At 73.1% G+C, this 17,999-nt stretch carries 17 protein-coding genes; 11 read left to right on the top strand and 6 right to left on the bottom strand.

Annotation, left to right across the window (positions count from 1 at the left end):
* Positions 1 to 16 precede the first annotated feature (16 nt).
* Complete coding sequence (locus tag NHH00_RS03110) at positions 17 to 442, top strand: Rv2175c family DNA-binding protein (protein WP_253050014.1); 426 nt, start codon at positions 17 to 19, stop codon at positions 440 to 442.
* A 42-nt stretch (positions 443 to 484) separates the two neighbouring features.
* Here the strand turns inward: NHH00_RS03110 and NHH00_RS03105 are convergent, their stop codons facing one another.
* Positions 485 to 1,663, bottom strand: a complete 1,179-nt coding sequence (locus NHH00_RS03105) for a polyprenyl synthetase family protein (protein WP_308202252.1) — start codon at positions 1,661 to 1,663, stop codon at positions 485 to 487.
* A gap of 55 nt (positions 1,664 to 1,718) precedes the next feature.
* Positions 1,719 to 2,291: a hypothetical protein gene (locus NHH00_RS03100; protein ID WP_253050011.1), complete on the bottom strand. Its 573-nt coding sequence runs from the start codon at positions 2,289 to 2,291 to the stop codon at positions 1,719 to 1,721.
* A gap of 152 nt (positions 2,292 to 2,443) precedes the next feature.
* Between NHH00_RS03100 and NHH00_RS03095 the strand changes: the two genes are divergently transcribed.
* The 3 genes from NHH00_RS03095 (at position 2,444) to NHH00_RS03085 (ending at position 5,949) form a co-directional block, all read left to right on the top strand.
* Complete coding sequence (locus NHH00_RS03095) at positions 2,444 to 3,619, top strand: DUF4192 domain-containing protein (RefSeq protein ID WP_253050008.1); 1,176 nt, start codon at positions 2,444 to 2,446, stop codon at positions 3,617 to 3,619.
* A gap of 95 nt (positions 3,620 to 3,714) precedes the next feature.
* Positions 3,715 to 4,113, top strand: a complete 399-nt coding sequence (locus tag NHH00_RS03090; protein ID WP_253050005.1) for a universal stress protein — start codon at positions 3,715 to 3,717, stop codon at positions 4,111 to 4,113.
* Between the two features lie 270 nt (positions 4,114 to 4,383).
* Positions 4,384 to 5,949 carry an RNA polymerase sigma factor gene (locus tag NHH00_RS03085; RefSeq protein ID WP_253050002.1) on the top strand — a complete coding sequence of 522 codons (1,566 nt, stop codon included), beginning with the start codon at positions 4,384 to 4,386 and terminating at the stop codon, positions 5,947 to 5,949.
* 183 nt (positions 5,950 to 6,132) lie between these two features.
* On the opposite strand, the gene NHH00_RS03080 is transcribed toward NHH00_RS03085, so the two are convergent.
* Positions 6,133 to 6,345: a DUF7455 domain-containing protein gene (locus NHH00_RS03080; RefSeq protein WP_021479923.1), complete on the bottom strand. Its 213-nt coding sequence runs from the start codon at positions 6,343 to 6,345 to the stop codon at positions 6,133 to 6,135.
* A gap of 144 nt (positions 6,346 to 6,489) precedes the next feature.
* On the opposite strand from NHH00_RS03080, the gene NHH00_RS03075 reads away from it, so the two are divergent.
* The 5 genes from NHH00_RS03075 to NHH00_RS03055 all read left to right on the top strand — a co-directional run bounded on the left by NHH00_RS03075 (position 6,490) and on the right by NHH00_RS03055 (position 10,816).
* Positions 6,490 to 8,619: a DNA gyrase/topoisomerase IV subunit B gene (locus NHH00_RS03075; RefSeq protein WP_253049999.1), complete on the top strand. Its 2,130-nt coding sequence runs from the start codon at positions 6,490 to 6,492 to the stop codon at positions 8,617 to 8,619.
* Between the two features lie 2 nt (positions 8,620 to 8,621).
* Positions 8,622 to 9,266 (top strand): cation transporter, encoded by a 645-nt coding sequence (locus tag NHH00_RS03070; protein ID WP_253049996.1) that lies wholly within the window; start codon positions 8,622 to 8,624, stop codon positions 9,264 to 9,266.
* Between the two features lie 64 nt (positions 9,267 to 9,330).
* Positions 9,331 to 9,792 carry a DUF4430 domain-containing protein gene (locus NHH00_RS20940; protein ID WP_253049993.1) on the top strand — a complete coding sequence of 154 codons (462 nt, stop codon included), beginning with the start codon at positions 9,331 to 9,333 and terminating at the stop codon, positions 9,790 to 9,792.
* Positions 9,789 to 10,379 carry a DUF6580 family putative transport protein gene (locus NHH00_RS03060; RefSeq protein WP_253049991.1) on the top strand — a complete coding sequence of 197 codons (591 nt, stop codon included), beginning with the start codon at positions 9,789 to 9,791 and terminating at the stop codon, positions 10,377 to 10,379. The genes NHH00_RS20940 and NHH00_RS03060 overlap by 4 nt, the downstream gene beginning before the upstream one ends.
* Before the next feature lie 68 nt (positions 10,380 to 10,447).
* Complete coding sequence (locus NHH00_RS03055) at positions 10,448 to 10,816, top strand: DUF2200 domain-containing protein (protein ID WP_253049988.1); 369 nt, start codon at positions 10,448 to 10,450, stop codon at positions 10,814 to 10,816.
* A gap of 14 nt (positions 10,817 to 10,830) precedes the next feature.
* Here the strand turns inward: NHH00_RS03055 and NHH00_RS03050 are convergent, their stop codons facing one another.
* On the bottom strand, positions 10,831 to 11,271 hold the full coding sequence (locus NHH00_RS03050) for a VOC family protein (protein ID WP_253049985.1): 441 nt from the start codon (positions 11,269 to 11,271) through the stop codon (positions 10,831 to 10,833).
* 147 nt (positions 11,272 to 11,418) lie between these two features.
* Positions 11,419 to 12,030 carry a dihydrofolate reductase family protein gene (locus NHH00_RS03045; protein WP_308202251.1) on the bottom strand — a complete coding sequence of 204 codons (612 nt, stop codon included), beginning with the start codon at positions 12,028 to 12,030 and terminating at the stop codon, positions 11,419 to 11,421.
* A gap of 106 nt (positions 12,031 to 12,136) precedes the next feature.
* On the opposite strand from NHH00_RS03045, the gene NHH00_RS03040 reads away from it, so the two are divergent.
* A complete protein-coding gene (locus tag NHH00_RS03040) occupies positions 12,137 to 12,967 on the top strand; it encodes a hypothetical protein (RefSeq protein WP_253049982.1) in 831 nt (276 codons plus the stop codon).
* A gap of 34 nt (positions 12,968 to 13,001) precedes the next feature.
* Here NHH00_RS03040 and metH read toward each other — a convergent pair whose 3' ends face one another.
* Complete coding sequence (metH, locus tag NHH00_RS03035; protein WP_253049979.1) at positions 13,002 to 16,595, bottom strand: methionine synthase; 3,594 nt, start codon at positions 16,593 to 16,595, stop codon at positions 13,002 to 13,004.
* Between the two features lie 198 nt (positions 16,596 to 16,793).
* On the opposite strand from metH, the gene NHH00_RS03030 reads away from it, so the two are divergent.
* Positions 16,794 to 17,927, top strand: a complete 1,134-nt coding sequence (locus NHH00_RS03030) for a GNAT family N-acetyltransferase (protein WP_253049976.1) — start codon at positions 16,794 to 16,796, stop codon at positions 17,925 to 17,927.
* Positions 17,928 to 17,999: the final 72 nt, after the last annotated feature.

Below are 17,999 nucleotides of genomic sequence, written 5' to 3'. Positions count from 1 at the left end.
GCCGTAGGCTTGCCCGGTGACCGACCGTGACCCCAGCCCCCGCCCGACCCTCGACGACCTGGTCGGCGAGTGGCTGACCCTGCCCGACGTCGCCGAGGCGCTCGGCACCGACGTCGGCAAGGTGCGCCGCATCGTGCAGGAGCGCCGCGTCGTCGGCGTGAAGCGCGGCGAGCGCACGACGTTCCAGATCCCGGCCCGCTTCCTCGTGCCGCTGCACCTCGTCGACCCGGCGAACGCGGGCCGTCCGGACGAGAGCGGGCGGGTGGGCGTCCTGTCGAGCCTGCAGGGCACGATCGTCGTGCTCGCCGACGCCGGGTTCGACGACGCCGAGATCCTCGAGTGGCTGTTCAGCCCGAACGACGAGCTGGGTGAGCCCCCGTTCGACACGCTCCTGAGCGGGCACAAGGCGCGGGTGCGCCGCGTCGCGCAGTCCGAGCTCTGACCCGCTCGCCCGACCAGCCCGTCCGAGCCGCTCGGCCCCGCGTCAGGCGGTCCGCTCGACGGCGGCCCGCGCGAGCAGCCCGAGCATCGTGGCCCCGGGCTCGGCGAGCCCGGCGTCGGCGAGGGCCGACGACGCACGGTCGGTGAGCTCGGCGATGAGCGCCTCCACGGCGTCGCGCGCGCCGGTCTCGACGAGCACGGCGCGCAGGTCCTCAACCGTGCTCGCGTCGAGGTCAGGGTCGCCCAGGTGCGTGAGCAGGAGGTCGCGCTGCGCGGGCGTCGCGGCGGCGAGCGCGCGCACGACGAGCACCGTGCGCTTGCCCTCGCGCAGGTCGTCGCCCGCGGGCTTGCCCGTGACGCGCGCGTCCCCGAACACGCCGAGCACGTCGTCACGGAGCTGGAACGCCTCGCCCACGGGCAGCCCGAACGCGCTCGTCGCGGCGACGGCGTCCTCGTCGGCCCCGGCGAGCGCCGCGCCGAGCGCGATGGGGTGCTCCACGCTGTAGCGCGCCGACTTCGACCGGATCACGGCGCGCGCGCGCTCCTCGTCGGCCGCGGGGTCGTCGCCCCAGGGCAGCACCTGCGCCTGCACGTCGAGGTACTGCCCGACGATCACCTCGGTCTGCATGCGGCCGAAGACGACGCGCGAGCGGGTCGCGACGTCGGCGGGGAGGGCGTCGAGCGCGTCGCCCAGCTCGCGGTGGCTCGCGATGAGCGCGAGGTCGCCGAGCAGGATCGCCGTGTTCTCGCCGTAGCGGTCGGCGTCGCCGGACCAGCCGAGCCCGCGGTGCCGCGCGCCGAACGCGCGGTGCGCGGTCGGCCGCCCGCGCCGGGTGTCGGAGGCGTCCATGACGTCGTCGTGGAAGAGCGCAGCGGCCTGGAACAGCTCGAGCGCCGCGCCCGCACGGAGCGCGACCGCGCGGTGCGGGCCGTCCGGGTCGCCGCCGTGCGCGCGCCAGGACCAGTAGCAGAAGGCCGCCCGGAGGCGCTTGCCACCGGCGAGCAGCTCGTCCGTCGCGTCGGCGAGGGGGTCGGCGTCGGGGTGCGTGGAGGAGAGCTCCTCGCGCAGCGCCGCGGTCGAGACGTGCAGGGCCTCGTCGACCCCGGCGCGGACGCCCTCCCGGTCGACGAGCGCGCTCGGGCTCGGGTCGGTGACGCTCCGAGGGGCCCCCGGGTCGAGGGGCTCGGGCGAGGACGAGGTCGGCAGCGACGGGTTCGGCACGGGGGCAGCCTATGCGGTGCGGCACCTCGGCGGCGTCGTCCCACGGTCGGACCCGTCAGCCGGCCGCGACCTGCCCGCTGATCGTCACCAGCCGCTCGGTCTCGTCGTCGAACACGCCGACGGCCAGCGACTCGGTGGGGGACTCGGGGGCCGGCGTCCGGACGAACGTCGTGAGCGAGGTGAGCGCGCTCGGGACGCTCGAGGGCGACACCGCGAACCCGGCGGCGCCGAGCGCCTCGGTGTAGTAGGCGGTGAGCACGTCGACGGGCTCGTCCGAGCGCAGGTTGAGGGTGACGTCGACCAGCGTGCCGTCCTCGGACGGCCGGGCCGAGCTCGCGAGCACCTGGGCGCCCGCGGGGACCGTGACGAGCTCGGCCGGGAAGCCCTCCACGAGGTCTCCGACGGCGGAGTCCGCGTCGTAGCGGGGCAGCGGCGTGCCGGCGTCCCCCGCAGCCTCCTCGGCGGGGGACGCGGGCGTGCCACGGGGCCCGGCGGCCCCCTGGACGTCGTCCGGGCCCGCCTGGCAGCCGGCGAGCGCCGTGCCGAGCAGCGCCACGGCAAGGACGACGGCGGCCGCGTGGACGGACGGGGCCGCTCGCCGCGCGCGGGCTCGGGTTCGTGGTGGCACGCGCACACCGTAGTCACCCGGGCGTCTGCGAGCCACCACCGGCCTCGGGGGTGGACCACAGGCGGAGCGCGGGGTCGGGTCCGGGCCCCGGGCGTCCACAGCCGTCCGCCCGCCCGCCCCGCGCGCCGTCGAGACGGGCTGGGATGGGCGTCATGACCACCCTGATCCGGGCCCAGGGCCCGCGCGAGCTCCTCGCCTACGTCCCCTACCGGCTCGGCTACCGACCCCAGGACAGCGTCGTCCTCGTCGGGCTGCGACCGCCGCGCGGTCGGGTCGGCCTCGTCGTCCGGGTCGACGTCGCCGACCTCGCCGACCTGGAGCACGGCCCGCAGCTCGCGCGCTCCGTCGTCGGCCACCTCGCCGCCGACGGCGCGCAGCGGGTCGTCCTCGTCGTGTACACGGGAGCGCCGCTGCGGTCCGGCGGCGTCGGGACCGCCGTCGTGAGGGCCGCCGTCGAGCGCTGCCGGGAGGCCGTCGAGCCGGAGCACGGTCCGGTGGACGTCTGGGTCGTGTCGCCGAGCGGCTGGTACGCGCTCGACTGCGCCGAGGACGAGTGCTGCCCGCCGGGCGGGCGCCCGCTGCGCGAGCTCGAGTCCAGCGAGGTGGGTGCGCACATGGTGCTCGCCGGGGCCGTGCTCGCGGACTCGCGCGAGGAGGCGCTGCGGATCCCGCGCGCGGGCGCCGACGCGCGGCGGCGTGCGGCGCGCGCGGCCCGCCGGGTACGGGACCGCGCCCGCGAGGGCGGTCCTCCCGGCGCCGGGGCCGACCCCGACGCCGTCGCCCGCCGCGTCGAGAGCCTGGCCGAGTGGCGTGCGGCGGTCGCCCGCGCGGCCGCGCACGAGCAGGGGCGTGCCGAGAGCGGGGCCCGGGGCGCGGGGACCGGTGCAGGGCTGCCTCCGGCCACGGTCCTCGGCCGGCTCGCGGCCGGGCTCGAGGCGGTCCCCGTGCGTGACGCCGTGCTCGTCTCGCTCGTGTCCGGGACGGGCGACCTCGCGGACCGCACGGTCCGCGGCGGCGACGTCGACGCCGGGACGGCGCGCGCGATCGCGTCGATCGTCGACCCGGCGGCGGGACTGGCGCCGGACCCGGACGTGACCGGTCCCGCCCGCGCCGTGCTCGAGGCGGTCGTGGCCCACGCGCCGCGCGGGAGCACGGCCCCGGCGCTCACGCTCCTCGCGCTCGTCGCCTGGTGGCACGGGGACGGCGGCAGGGCGGGACGCCGGCTCGACGAGGCGCTCGCGGAGGACCCGACGTACCGGCTCGCCCTCCTGCTGTCGAGCGCGCTCGACGCCGGGGTCGCGCCGGGCTGGATCCGCGCCGACGTGTGAGCCGCGGCGCGCGGGTTCGGGTAGGTTCGACCGCAACACGACCTGCGGTCGCCGCCCGCGGCCGACCGCGCCCACGATCCGTTCCCGGAGGACACATGAGCGTCGTCGTCGCGCACCTGAGCACGCCCGAGGGTCGCGAGGCTCTCGACAGCGCGGCCACCGAGGCGGTCCGGCGCGGCACCGATCTCGTGGTCGTCGTCACGGAGGCGTCGACCTCGACGCCCGAGCTCGTCGCGGCGCACGAGGACGACCTGCGTCGGGTCGAGGAGCGGCTCGCGGGGACGGGGACGACGCTGCGGCGCGAGCAGGGGACGTCCGACCTCGCCGAGGACCTCGTGAGCGCCGCCGAGCGGGCCTCCGCGGACCTCATCGTCATCGGCCTGCGCCGCCGCAGCCCGGTCGGCAAGCTCATCCTCGGGTCGAACGCGCAGCGCATCCTGCTCGACGCGCCCTGCCCGGTGCTGGCCGTCAAGCCCGAGCGTGCGGGGGCCTGAGCAGGGAATCTTCGGGGGTACCGGGCCGTTGTACAGGCCAGGACCCGGGTGTCGAACGTCGCCGAGACGTGGTGTGCGGGCCGCCGCGAGGCGGTCAGGTCCGACCTCACCTCGTGTCGCGGCGTCCGGTGCACGGATCGCCGGTACAATATAGGTATCCGCCAGAGCCCGACGACTCACCGTGAGAGTCCACGAGAAGCCCGCACTTCACGGTTCACGTCCCCGCTCCGGCGGCCCTACCGCCCCCCATGATTGCCGAAAGGTCGGTTTGTGGCGCCCTCAACCCCGATTTCCGCACTCCCGCGAGAGTTCGAGCACCCCGCCCTGCAGGAGCTCCTGCGGCGCGGCAGCGCGAACGGTCGCGTCGACGCCGAGAGCTTCCGCACCGCGTGCGAGCAGGCCGCCGTCAACGACGCCAAGCGGCTGAAGGCGGTCTTCCGCGCGCTCGCGGGCGCCGGCGTCGAGGTCGACATCCCGACCACGACCAAGGTCGCTGCGGCGGCGTCCCCGCGCAGCACGACGACGGCGCGCACCAAGCCCGCGGCGGCGAAGTCCGCGTCGACGACCAAGCGCACGACGACCACCACCAAGGCCGCCCCGGCCGCCGAGGGCGACGCGGCCGAGGCCGCCCCGTCCACCGGCCCGGCGAAGCCCGCGGCGCGCAAGACCGCGGCGAAGACTCCGGCCAAGGCGAAGGCGACCCCCGCGCGCGCCAAGAAGAAGGACGACGACGAGGACGACGTCGAGGTCGAGGTCGAGGACCTCGAGATCGACGTGATCGAGGACGAGGAGGACGCGGCCGCGGACACGGGAGCGAAGAAGCCCGCCGCCGGTGCCGCGACCGAGGAGCCCGAGGAGACGGGCTTCGTCGTGTCGGACGCCGACGAGGACGACGCGCCGGTCCAGCAGGTCGTGACCGCGGGTGCGACGGCCGACCCGGTCAAGGACTACCTCAAGCAGATCGGCAAGGTCGCGCTGCTGAACGCGGAGCAGGAGGTCGAGCTCGCGAAGCGGATCGAGGCCGGCCTGTTCGCGGAGGAGAAGCTCGCGGCCGAGGGCGACGACCTGGACCGCAAGCTCAAGCGTGAGCTGCAGTGGATCGCGCACGACGGCAAGCGGGCGAAGAACCACCTGCTGGAGGCGAACCTGCGTCTGGTGGTGTCGCTGGCCAAGCGGTACACGGGTCGCGGCATGCTGTTCCTGGACCTGATCCAGGAGGGCAACCTCGGTCTGATCCGTGCGGTCGAGAAGTTCGACTACACCAAGGGCTACAAGTTCTCGACGTACGCGACGTGGTGGATCCGGCAGGCGATCACGCGCGCGATGGCGGACCAGGCGCGCACCATCCGCATCCCGGTGCACATGGTCGAGGTCATCAACAAGCTCGCGCGCGTGCAGCGTCAGATGCTGCAGGACCTGGGTCGTGAGCCCACGCCCGAGGAGCTCGCCAAGGAGCTCGACATGACCCCGGAGAAGGTCGTCGAGGTCCAGAAGTACGGCCGCGAGCCGATCTCGCTGCACACCCCGCTCGGCGAGGACGGCGACAGCGAGTTCGGTGATCTCATCGAGGACTCCGAGGCCATCGTCCCGGCCGACGCCGTGAGCTTCACGCTCCTGCAGGAGCAGCTCCACCAGGTGCTCGACACGCTCAGCGAGCGCGAGGCGGGCGTCGTCTCGATGCGGTTCGGCCTCTCGGACGGCCAGCCCAAGACGCTCGACGAGATCGGCAAGGTCTACGGCGTGACGCGTGAGCGCATCCGTCAGATCGAGTCGAAGACCATGTCGAAGCTGCGCCACCCGAGCCGCTCGCAGGTGCTGCGCGACTACCTCGACTGACGCGTCGCGGCGGGCGGCCGGTGCACGCCACCGGCCGCCCGCCGTCGTCGCACGACGAAGGCCCCGAGGAGATCTCCTCGGGGCCTTCGTCGTGTCTGAGGTCGTGCCGCCAGGACCGGGCGGTGGAGCCGGTCCCCGCGGTGGTGCGCTCCTGGCGCGGGACGGTGCTCGGCGGAGGGCGCGTCAGCGCGCGCCGTGCTCCGCGAGCAGCTTGTCGGTCTCGTCCTGGATGGACGTCGCGAGGTCGGTGTAGGCATCCGCGTGCGCCCGCGCGTGGTGGCCGCAGAACAGCAGCTCGCCGCTCGGCAGGACCACACGGACGTACGCCTGGGCCCCGCAGCGGTCGCAGCGGTCGGCCGCGGTCAGCGGTTCGGTGGTGGTCGTCGTAGCAGTCACGTGAACATCAAACCATCTGCTCCCGAGGATTCGTCCCGCCGGGGCCCGGGGTTCGCTACCCGCGAAGCGGAGCCGCGTCGTCGCGCAGCGGCCTCGCGGCGGGGGAGCGCAACGGTGTGGGCGCGCTCGTCTAGGCTTGCCGCCGTGACGACCACCTCCGCTGAGTCCAGCTACACCGCTCGGCACCTGTCCGTGCTCGAGGGCCTCGAGGCCGTGCGCAAGCGCCCGGGCATGTACATCGGCACGACCGACTCGCGCGGTCTCATGCACTGCCTCTGGGAGATCATCGACAACTCGGTCGACGAGGCGCTCGCAGGGAACTGCTCGAAGATCCGGGTGGTGCTGCACGCCGACTCGTCCGTGACGGTCGAGGACGACGGTCGCGGCATCCCCGTGGACATCGAGCCCAAGACCGGGCTGTCCGGCGTCGAGGTCGTGTTCACCAAGCTCCACGCGGGCGGCAAGTTCGGCGGCGGGTCGTACACCGCGTCGGGCGGTCTGCACGGCGTCGGGGCGTCCGTCGTCAACGCGCTGTCCGCGCGCCTGGACGTCGAGGTCGACCGCGGCGGCAAGACGCACCGCATGACCTTCCACCGCGGCGAGCCGGGCGTCTTCACGGACCCGAAGGCGGGACCGACGCCGGACGCCCCGTTCGAGCCGTTCGTCTCCGGGTCGGAGCTCGCCGTCGTCGGCAAGACGAAGCGCGGCGTCACGGGCACGCGCGTGCGCTACTGGGCCGACCGCCAGATCTTCCTCAAGACCGCCGTCTTCTCCTACGACGAGCTCGTCACGCGCGTGCGCCAGACGACGTTCCTCGTCCCCGGCCTCGAGATCACCGTGCGCGACGAGCGCGGCGTCCCGGGCACGCCGGGGGAGGACGGGCCGCACGAGGAGACGTTCGTGCACACGGGCGGGTCGGTCGACTTCGTCGACTTCCTGGCGCCGGACACGCCCGTCACCGCGACCTGGCACCTCACGGGCTCGGGGTCGTTCACGGAGACCGTCCCGGTGCTCGACGACCGCGGCCACATGACGCCGCAGGCGGTCCAGCGCGACTGCGAGGTCGACGTCGCGCTGCGCTGGGGCACGGGGTATGAGACCGAGGTCCGCAGCTTCGTCAACATCATCGCCACGCCCAAGGGCGGCTCCCACCTCGGCGGGTTCGAGCAGGGCCTGCTCAAGGTGCTGCGCAAGGCGGTCGAGACGAACGCGCGCCGCCTCAAGGTCTCGACGAAGGACGCGTCCGAGCGCATCGAGAAGGACGACGTCCTCGCCGGCCTGACCGCCGTCGTCACCGTCCGCCTCGCGGAGCCGCAGTTCGAGGGCCAGACGAAGGAGGTCCTCGGCACCGCGCCCGTGCGCGGCATCGTGTCGCGCGTGGTGGAGAAGGAGCTGAACGCCCTCCTCACGTCGACCAAGCGCGACGAGAAGACGCAGGCCGCGCTGCTGCTCGACAAGGTCGTGGCGGAGATGCGCGCGCGCATCACCGCGCGCAAGCAGAAGGAGATCTCGCGGCGCAAGAACGCGCTCGAGACGTCGTCCCTCCCGGCCAAGCTCGTCGACTGCCGCAGCGACGACGTCGAGCGCAGCGAGCTGTTCATCGTCGAGGGCGACAGCGCGCTCGGCACCGCGCGCCTCGCGCGCAGCTCCGACTTCCAGGCGCTCCTGCCCATCCGCGGCAAGATCCTCAACGTGCAGAAGGCGTCCGTGAGCGACATGCTGCGCAACGCCGAGTGCACCGCGATCATCCAGGTGCTCGGCGCCGGGTCGGGGCGGTCGTTCGACCTCGAGGCCGCGCGCTACGGCAAGATCGTGCTCATGACGGACGCCGACGTCGACGGCGCCCACATCCGCACCCTGCTGCTCACGCTCTTCTACCGCTACATGAAGCCGCTCGTCGAGGCGGGCCGCGTCTTCGCTGCCGTGCCGCCGCTGCACCGTATCGAGGTCATCGGTGCCGGGCGCCGCAAGAACGAGTACATCTACACGTACTCCGAGGCCGAGCTCGCCGCGACCCTCAAGAAGCTCGACAAGGCCGGGCGCCGCTACAAGGACGACATCCAGCGGTACAAGGGCCTGGGGGAGATGGACGCCGACCAGCTCGCCGAGACGACGATGGACCCCCGCCACCGCACGCTGCGTCGCGTCACGGCCGAGCACGCCGAGGCCGCGGAGCGCGTGTTCGAGCTGCTCATGGGCAGCGACGTCGCGCCGCGCAAGGAGTTCATCGTCGCCGGCGCCGCCGAGCTGGACCACGCGCGTATCGACGTCTGACGATGACCGACGGGCAGGACGCGCGTCGGGCGGGCGACCCCGACCTCGTCCGCCTGCTACGGCGCACCGTCCTGCTGGTCGCGGGGCTCAACCTCGCGTACTTCGTCGTCGAGCTCACGGTCGCGCTCGCGGCGGGTTCGGTCTCGCTGCTCGCCGACAGCGTGGACTTCCTCGAGGACACGGCGATCAACCTGCTCATCGCCGTCGCGCTCGGCTTCCCGCTCGCGCGGCGCGCGGTCCTGGGCAAGGTCATGGCGCTGCTCATCCTCGGTCCTGCCCTCTTCGCGGCCTGGGAGGCGGTGCAGCGCTTCGGCGACCCGACGGCGCCCCACGTCGTGCCGCTCGTCCTCGCCTCGCTCGGGGCGATCGTCGTCAACGGCGTGTGCGCGTGGCTCCTGGTGCGGGTCCGACACCACGGTGGGTCGCTGAGCCGGGCAGCGTTCCTGTCGGCGCGCAACGACGTGCTCGTCAACGTCGCCGTCATCGCGATGGGGCTCGTGACCGCGTGGACCGGCTCCGGCTGGCCGGACCTCGTGCTCGGGTGCGGGATCATCTTCCTCGCGTTCCACTCCGCCTACGAGGTCTGGGAGGTCAGCGAGGAGGAGCGGCTGGCCGCCAAGGCCGTCGCGGGCGAGGAGATCGGGTGACGGTGCGTCGTCCGACTGGCGGGCGTCCGGGCGCGGGTCGGCGCAGGCTCCGTACGCTGACGTCGTGACCCTCCGAACCCTCCGCGACGCCGCCGCGCGCCCGCTCACCGCCCTGACCGCCGTCCTGCTCGCCGCGGGCCTGCTAGCCGGGTGCTCCTCCACCGACGAGCCGGCCGCCGACGCCGCGTCGCCGTCCACGTCGACCGCGAGCGAGGAGACGAGCGCCCCGGCCGACGACGCGACGGACGAGGCGTCCGACGACGCCGAGGACGCGCCCGAGCTGTCGTACGAGGGGCGCGCGGGCACGACCGCGCTCGACCTGCTGCTCGAGGCGGACCCGTCCGCCCAGGTGACCGGCGAGGGCGGGAACGCGTTCGTCACGGCGATCGACGGCGTCGCGGCCGACCCGGACAGCGAGTTCTGGGCGCTGTACGTGAACGGCGAGATGGCTACCGTGGGAGCAGGATCCCTCGAGACCGAGGACGGGGACGAGATCACGTGGAAGCTCGAGACGTTCACCTCGTGACGGGTTCGCAGGCCTCGACGGTGACTCGCTGGTGGCGCCCGGCGCTCGTCGTGGCGCTCGCGGCGCTGGCCGTGGTCTGGCGCCTCGTGCGTGCCGACCTGGGCGCGCCCGCCAACCTCGAGCTCGTCACGGCCGCGACGTTCGCGGCGACGCTCCTGCTGCGCTCGCGCTGGGCGTTCGTCGTGCCGCTCGCCGTGACGGTCGTGTCCGACGTCGTGCTCGGCAACACCGCGATCGCGCTCTTCACGTGGAGCGCCTGGCTCGTGGTCGGGCTGGGCTCGCTGCTCGCGCGGAACACGACCGGCTGGCGCCGCGTCGGCGCGGGAGCCGCGTTCGGCGTCGCGGGCTCGCTGTGGTTCTTCGCGTGGACCAACTTCGGCGTCTGGTTCCAGGGGCGTGGCATCTGGTACCCGGCCTCCGTGGACGGACTCGTCGCGAGCTACGTCGCGGGTCTGCCGTTCCTGCGCACGATGCTGCTGGGCAACCTCGTGCTCCTGCCGCTGGTCGCGGCGGGCACGCTGCTCGTGGACCGGATCGAGGCCTCGCACGCGATGGTCGCGGTCCGTCCGGCGGGAGCCGCGGGGTAGCGTGAACCGTGCCGGACGGCCGCCCGGGCCGGGCGGCGACGGACCCTGGCGGGCATGAGGAGGCAGCCATGGCGCGACACCGCATCTTCGGGATCAGCTTCGCGAGCGTCTACCCGCTCTACGTGACCAAGGTGGAGCGCAAGGGGCGCACGACGGACGAGCTCGACCAGGTCATCGCCTGGCTCACCGGCTACGACGACGCCGGGCTCGCGGCGGCGATCTCGGACGAGATCACGCTCGAGGAGTTCTTCGACCGGGCACCGTCGATGAACCCGAACGCCTCGCTCATCACCGGGGTGATCTGCGGCGTCCGCGTCGAGGAGATCGACGACCCGCTCATGCAGAAGATCCGCTACCTCGACAAGCTCGTCGACGAGGTAGCGCGAGGGAAGAAGATGACCTCGATCCTCCGCGGGGAGACCGCGGCCGCCTCGTAGCGGCCGGCGGGTTCTCAGTCGAGCTGCTCCGCGATCCCCACGATGACGCCGCCCGGTCCGCGCAGGTAGCAGAGCCGGTAGACGCCCTCGTACTCGACGATCTCTCCCATCACCTCGCCGCCGTGGGGCCCGAGGCGCCGCACCGTGTCGTCGATGTCGTCGACGGCGAACATCACGCGGTGCAGGCCCAGCACGTTCGGCGGGGCCGTGCCCAGGCCGAGGTCGAGCGGCGCGGGCGCGTGGTACCGGGTGAGCTCGAGGCGCCCGTGCCCGTCGGGGACGCGCATCATCGCGATCTCCGACCGCAGGCCGTCGAGCCCGACGACGCGCTCGGCCCACCGCCCCTCGATCGTCATCCGGTTCTCGAGCTCCATCCCGAGCTCGGCGAAGAACGCGACGGCCGCGTCGAGGTCGTCGACGACGACCGCCACGTTGTCGAGTCGCTGGATCGTCATGGGCACGTCTCCTGAGGTCGGGTTCCTGGGTGCGGACTCGTAGGTCCGGGGTGCATGGGCTGCGAGCCGCCGGGCGCCGACGGGCTTTCGTGCCCGACGACGCTCTCCTGGATCAGGCGTCCTGCCCGACGCCGCGTCCCGGCTCGCTCATGTCGCCCGTCCCGGGTGTGCCGGCGGCGAGGCCGTAGCGCAGCAGGACGGTCCCGTTGGGGCTGGGTGCGGGCGGTCGAGGAGGGTGAGGTTGGTGGGGACGGCGCCGCCGTCGAACACGGTCTTGCCCGTGCCGAGCACGATGGGGTGCACCCACAGGTCGAGGCGGTCGAACAGCCTCTCCCGCAGCAGCGTCTGCACCAGGTCGAGGCTGCCGACGACCTTGACGTGCTCGTGGCGGTCGCGCACCTCGCGCACCGCGGCGGGCAGGTCCGGTCCGAGCAGCGTCGACCCGGCCCACGGAAGGTCCGGCGTGCCGCGCGACGCGACGTACTTGGGGATGCGGTTGAACAGGGCGGCGAAGTCGTCGTCCTGGCCGCCCTCCTGGAACGGCCAGTACGACGCGAAGATGTCGTACGTCCGCCGCCCGAGCAGCAGCGCGTCCGCGCCCTCGTACGCCGCGGCGATCTGCGCGCCCGCGACGTCGTCGATCAGCGGTGCCTGCCAGCCGCCGAACGCAAACCCTCCCTCCGGGTCCTCCTCCGGCCCGCCGGGCGCCTGCCCGACGAGGTCGAGGGTCGTGAACAGCTCGATCTCGATCGCTCCCATGGCCCGCTCCGGTGTGCTCGTCGTCTGGGTCGAGGGGTAGACCGGGGGCCGTCGAAGAACTCATCGCGCTCGCCCGGTCATGCATCTCCAAACCTGTGGACAACCCGTGCTCACGCCGGCGTGCCGTCTAGCGTTCGAGCCAGGAGCACACACGGCCTGGAGGATCATCTTGCACACCCTGCACTCGCACGCGACCACGACCGATGTCGCGGCACCGTTCCGGCGACCCGGCTGCGTCCGGCCGGAGGACATCGTCGGCCACGGGATCGCGGGCCTCGCCCTCGTCGGCCTGCTCGTTGCGCTGGGCGGCTGCGCCTTCCCCCTGGAAATCGCGACCGACGACGACTCGGGTGATGCGGCGCCGGCACAGAGCGAGAGCGCGCCGGCGACCTCCGCACTTCCCACGGACGAAGACTTCTCGATCGTCTCGGGCCAGCCGATCGGGACGCCATGCTGGTCCTACGAGGGTCCGCGGACGTTCGTGAACAACATCTCGTCCGACGACGAGGACCTGTGTCTGGGCGCGCTCGAACTCTGGGGCGAGGTCGTCGACGGCGCAGTGGTGCCGACGGGAGTCGGGGCGGTCTACGGCCAGGTGAAGGTCGAACCAGTGCGCGTCTCGACGTCCGACGCCTGGGGAGTCGGGACCGACCTCGACGGCGCCGTCGACGCCCTTGCGGACTCGTACTTCGCGGAGAACGGCACGATCCTCAGGCTGCACGAACCGACCACCCTCGGCGGTGTCCCGGCGAACATCACCCGGGTCGAAGGTACCCTCGCGGAGACGCGGACGAAGGCCTTCATCACCGCGTTCGCACCAGAGCCGTTCACGCCGGGCGGCGACGCGGTCCAGTTCTTCGTGATCGGGATCGTCACCCCCTACGACAACGGCGACGAACTCATCGAGCAGGTCGTGAGTACCTGGAGGTGGGCCTGACCTCCTGCCCGTGAACTCCGGAACCCTGAGGCTGTCAGACGCTGAAGTACTTCGCCTCGGGGTGGTGGAACACGAACGCGTCGGTCGACTGCTCGGGGTGGAGCTGGAGCTCCGCGGAGAGCTCGACGCCCACGCGCTCGGGGCGCAGGAGCTCGACGACCTTGGTGCGGTCCTCCATGTCGGGACACGCGGGATAGCCGAGCGAGAAGCGCGCGCCCCGGTACTCGAGCTTGAACATGCCCTCGACCTCGGTCGGGTCCTCGTCGGCGAAGCCGAGCTCGGCGCGCACGCGCGAGTGCCACATCTCCGCCAGCGCCTCGGTGAGCTGCACCGACAGCCCGTGCAGCTCCATGTACTCGCGGTAGTGGTTCCCCGCGAAGAGCTTCGCGGTGTGCTGGTCGACGCTCGCGCCCATGGTGACGAGCTGGACGGGCAGCACGTCGTACCGGCCGGTCTCCTCGACCCACGACCGCGGCTTGACGAAGTCGGCGAGGCACAGGTGTCGGTCGCGGCGCTGGCGCGGGAACGTGAAGCGCAACCGCTCGGTCCCGGGCTCTCCGCCCGACCCGCCGTCGGGCGCGCCGATCCCCGTGAGCCCGGCGCCGTGGTGCGCGACGACGACGTCGTCGCCCTCCGACCACACCGGGAAGTACCCGTACACGACCGACGGGTCGACGACGCCGTCGGTGCGGATCCGCTCGTACCAGGCGTTGAGCCGCGGGCGGCCCTCGGTCTCGACGAGCTCCTCGTAGGACGCCCCGTCGTCTCCCCGGCCCGGCTTGAGGCCCCACTGGCCCATGAACGTCGCGCGCTCGTCGAGGAACGCCGCGTACTCGGCGAGCTGGACGCCCTTGACGAGGCGCGTGCCCCAGAACGGGGGAGCGGGCACCGGGTTGTCGGCCGCGACGTCGGACCGCGCGGGCAGGTCCTCGACGGGCGTCTCGGTCACGGTGACCACGGCGTGCCGGCGCTTCTTCAGCGCGGGCAGCCCGACGGCGTCGGGCGACTCGCCGCGCGCGACGCGCACGAGCGGCTCCATGAGGCGCAGGCCCTCGAACGCGTCGCGCGCGTACCGGACGACGCCCGGGAACTGGCCCGCGAGGTCGTCCTCGACGTACGTGCGCGTGAGCGCCGCGCCACCGAGCAGGACCGGCCAGCGGCCGGCGAGCCCGCGCGACGTGAGCTCCGCGAGGTTCTCCTTCATCACGACGGTGGACTTCACGAGCAGGCCGGACATGCCGATGACGTCGGCGTCGTGCTCCTCGGCGGCCTCGATCATCGCGGAGATCGGCTGCTTGATGCCGATGTTCACGACCGTGTAGCCGTTGTTGGTGAGGATGATGTCGACGAGGTTCTTGCCGATGTCGTGCACGTCGCCGCGCACGGTCGCGAGCACGATCGTGCCCTTGGACCCGGTCGAGCCCTCGATCTTCTCCATGTGCGGCTCGAGGTAGGCGACCGCCGTCTTCATGACCTCGGCGGACTGCAGCACGAACGGGAGCTGCATCTCACCGCGCCCGAACAGGTCGCCCACGACCTTCATGCCCTCGAGCAGGTGGTCGTTGACGATGTCGAGCGCCTTGAGCCCGGACGCCATCGCGGCGTCGAGGTCCTCCTCGAGGCCCTTGCGCGCGCCGTCGACGATCCGCCGCTCGAGCCGCTCGCCGACCGGCAGCGCGGCGAGCTCCGCCGCGCGCTGGTCCTTGAGCGCCGCGGAGTCCACGCCCTCGAACAGCTCGAGCAGCCGGGCGAGCGGGTCGTGCACGAGGTTCCCCTCGTCGTCGTACCCCCGCCGGTCCCACACGAGGTCGAGCGCGGCCTCGCGCTGCTCGGCGGGGATCTGCGCGAGGGGGAGGATCTTCGCGGCGTGCACGATCGCGGAGTCCAGTCCGGCTTCGACGGCCTCGTGGAGGAACACCGAGTTGAGCACCGTGCGCGCCGCGGGGTTGAGGCCGAACGACACGTTCGACACCCCGAGCGTCGTGTGGATGCCGGGGTAGCGGCGCGTGATCTCGCGGATCGCCTCGATCGTCTCGATGGCGTCGCGGCGGGTCTCCTCCTGGCCCGTGGCGATGGGGAACGTCAGCGCGTCGACGATGATGTCGTCCACGCGCATGCCCCAGTCGCGCGTGAGCGTCTCGACGAGCCGGGTCGCGATCTCCACCTTGCCCGACGCGGTGCGCGCCTGGCCCTCCTCGTCGATCGTCAGCGCGACGACGGCCGCCCCGTGCTCGACGACGTGCGGCATGATCCGCGCGAACCGCGACGTCGGGCCGTCGCCGTCCTCGAAGTTCACCGAGTTCACGACGGCGCGCCCGCCCACGAGCTCGAGTCCCGCGGCGATGACCTCCGGCTCGGTCGAGTCGATGACGAGGGGCAGCGTGGACGCGCTGGCGAGGCGCGACACGACCTCGCGCACGTCCGCGACGCCGTCGCGCCCCACGTAGTCGATGCAGACGTCGAGCAGGTGCGCCCCGTCACGCGTCTGGGCGCGCGCGATCTCGACGCACTCGTCCCAGTTCTCTGCGAGCATCGCCTCGCGGAACGCCTTGGAGCCGTTCGCGTTCGTGCGCTCGCCGATCGCGAGGAACGACGCGTCCTGGTGCAGGTCCGTGTGCGAGTACAGGCTCGCGACGCCGTTCTCCCGCTCCGGGTGCCGCTCGACGACCGGCCGCGCGCGCACCGCCTCGACGACGCGGCGCAGGTGTTCGGGCGTCGTGCCGCAGCAGCCGCCCACGAGGCCCAGGCCGAACTCGGTGACGAACTGGGTGTGCGCGGTCGCGAGCTCGTCCGGCGTCAGCGGGTACGTCGCGCCGTTCGGGCCGAGCACCGGCAGCCCCGCGTTGGGCATGCACGTCACCGGGTTCTCCGCGTGCCGCGACAGGTGCCGCAGGTGCTCGCTCATCTCGGCCGGGCCGGTCGCGCAGTTGAGGCCGATCGCGTCGACGCCGAGCGCCTGGAGCGTCGTGAGCGCGGCCCCGATCTCGGAGCCCATGAGCATCGTGCCCGTCGTCTCGACCGTCACCTGGACGATGACGGGGACCTCGCGCCCGACGTCGCGCATCGCGTTCCGCGATCCCGTCACCGCGGCCTTGGCCTGGAGCAGGTCCTGGCTCGTCTCGACGAGGATCGCGTCGACCCCGCCCTCCAGGAGGCCTGCGGCCTGCTCGGCGAACGTGTCGCGCAGGTGCGCGTACGTCGTGTGCCCGAGGCTCGGCAGCTTGGTCCCCGGCCCCATCGAGCCGAGCACCCAGCGCGGCTGCTCGTCGGTCGCGAACGCGTCGGCCCGTTCGCGCGCGATCCTCGCCCCGGCCGCGGCGAGCTCGCGGATGCGGTCGTCGATGTCGTAGTCCGACAGGTTGGACCAGTTGGCGCCGAACGTGTTCGTCTCGATCGCGTCGACCCCGACCTCGAGGTACGCGTCGTGCACCGCCGCGATGATGTCCGGGCGCGAGACGTTGAGGATCTCGTTGCAGCCCTCGAGGCCCTGGTAGTCCTCGAGCGTCGGGTCCTGCTCCTGGATCATCGTGCCCATCGCGCCGTCGGCCACGACGACGCGCGTGCGCAGCGCGTCGGCAAGGGCCCGGGAACGGGCGTCGGCGAGGTCCTGGGGTACGACGATCGGCATGCTACGCAGCGTAGATCGCGCCTGCTCGGTCGTGGGGACCCGTCTCAGCGGACCGCCGTGCTCGGCGAGGGACGCCATCCCGACCGAGAGACGCACCTCGTCGTGCATCCCCCGCACCGCGGTGCATCACTGACGGGGTGACCGGGGACCGGGGAAAAGCGCGTGCCCGACGGCGCGGGCGCACCTACCGTGGTCGGCATGTCCTCTCGCGCGACCGACCAGGTCGAGAACCCGGCCCCCGCGACGCTCGCCCCGATCGTCGAGCGCGCCGCCGCGCCGTCGACCCTCCCGGCCGTGACCGCCGGCGACCTGACCTGGCGCCCCGCCGTGCCGGCCGACGCGCCCGCGCTGCTGGCCCTGCGCAACGGCATCGCCGAGGCGGACCAGGAGCCGTACCGCGAGACGATCGGCGAGGTCGAGGAGCTGTTCACCGCGCCGTGGCGCGACCTCGCGGCCGACTCGCTCGTCGGCGTCGAGACCGACGGGACGCTGCGCGCGTACGCGCTGGTCGACACCAACCCGGGCGACGCGAACACCGTGCGCGCGTTCCTCTGGGGCGGCGTCCACCCCACCCACCGCGGGCGCGGCGTCGGGCGCGAGCTGTTCGCCTGGGAGATCGCGCGCGGACGCCAGCTCCTCGCGGCGAGCGGCAAGGAGCTGCCCGCGCGCCTGCTCACCTACGGCGAGGACACCGACCCACCCGAGAAGGCGCGGCTCTACGCGCGCTTCGGGCTCGAGACCCGCCGCTTCTACGCCGACCTGCGTCGCGACCTGGCCACGCCCATCCCCGAGGTGCCGCTCGACGGGTCGCTGCGACTCGTCCCGTGGTCGACGGAGCTCGACGAGGCGACCCGCCTCGCGCACAACGACGCGTTCCGCGACCACTGGGGGAGCGAGCCCCGCACCGCCGAGGCGTGGACGCACGGGCGCAGCGAGTTCGCGCCCCAGTGGTCCTTCCTCGTGGTCGACGACGCGCCCGATGTCGACGCGCTCCTCGCCGACCCGACGACGGACGCCGAGACCGCCGCGGCCCTGCGCGCCGGCCAGCCGCTCGTCGTCGGCTACGAGATGGCCGGCCGCTACGACGAGGACTTCCCCGTGCGCGGCTACACGTTCGGCTACACCGAGATCCTCGGCGTGCGCAGCGCGTACCGGGGGCGTCGCGTCGCCGTCGCGGCGCTCGCGGCCGGGATGCGCGCGTTCGCCGCGGACGGCATGCAGTACGCCGCGCTCGACGTCGACACCGAGAACCCGTCCGGCGCGCACGGCCTCTACGCGAGCCTGGGCTACGAGAAGGTGACAGGCTCGCGCATGTACTCGATCGAGCTGTGACGACGGCCTGCGAGGTCGACCTGCCCGTCCGAGATCGACCCCGTGAGGGCCGATCTCGGGGCGGCCGGGTCG

It is taken from the genome of Cellulosimicrobium cellulans (assembly GCF_024124905.1).
Classification (GTDB): domain Bacteria; phylum Actinomycetota; class Actinomycetes; order Actinomycetales; family Cellulomonadaceae; genus Cellulosimicrobium; species Cellulosimicrobium cellulans_G.
This window is presented reverse-complemented; position numbering and strand designations above follow the sequence as displayed.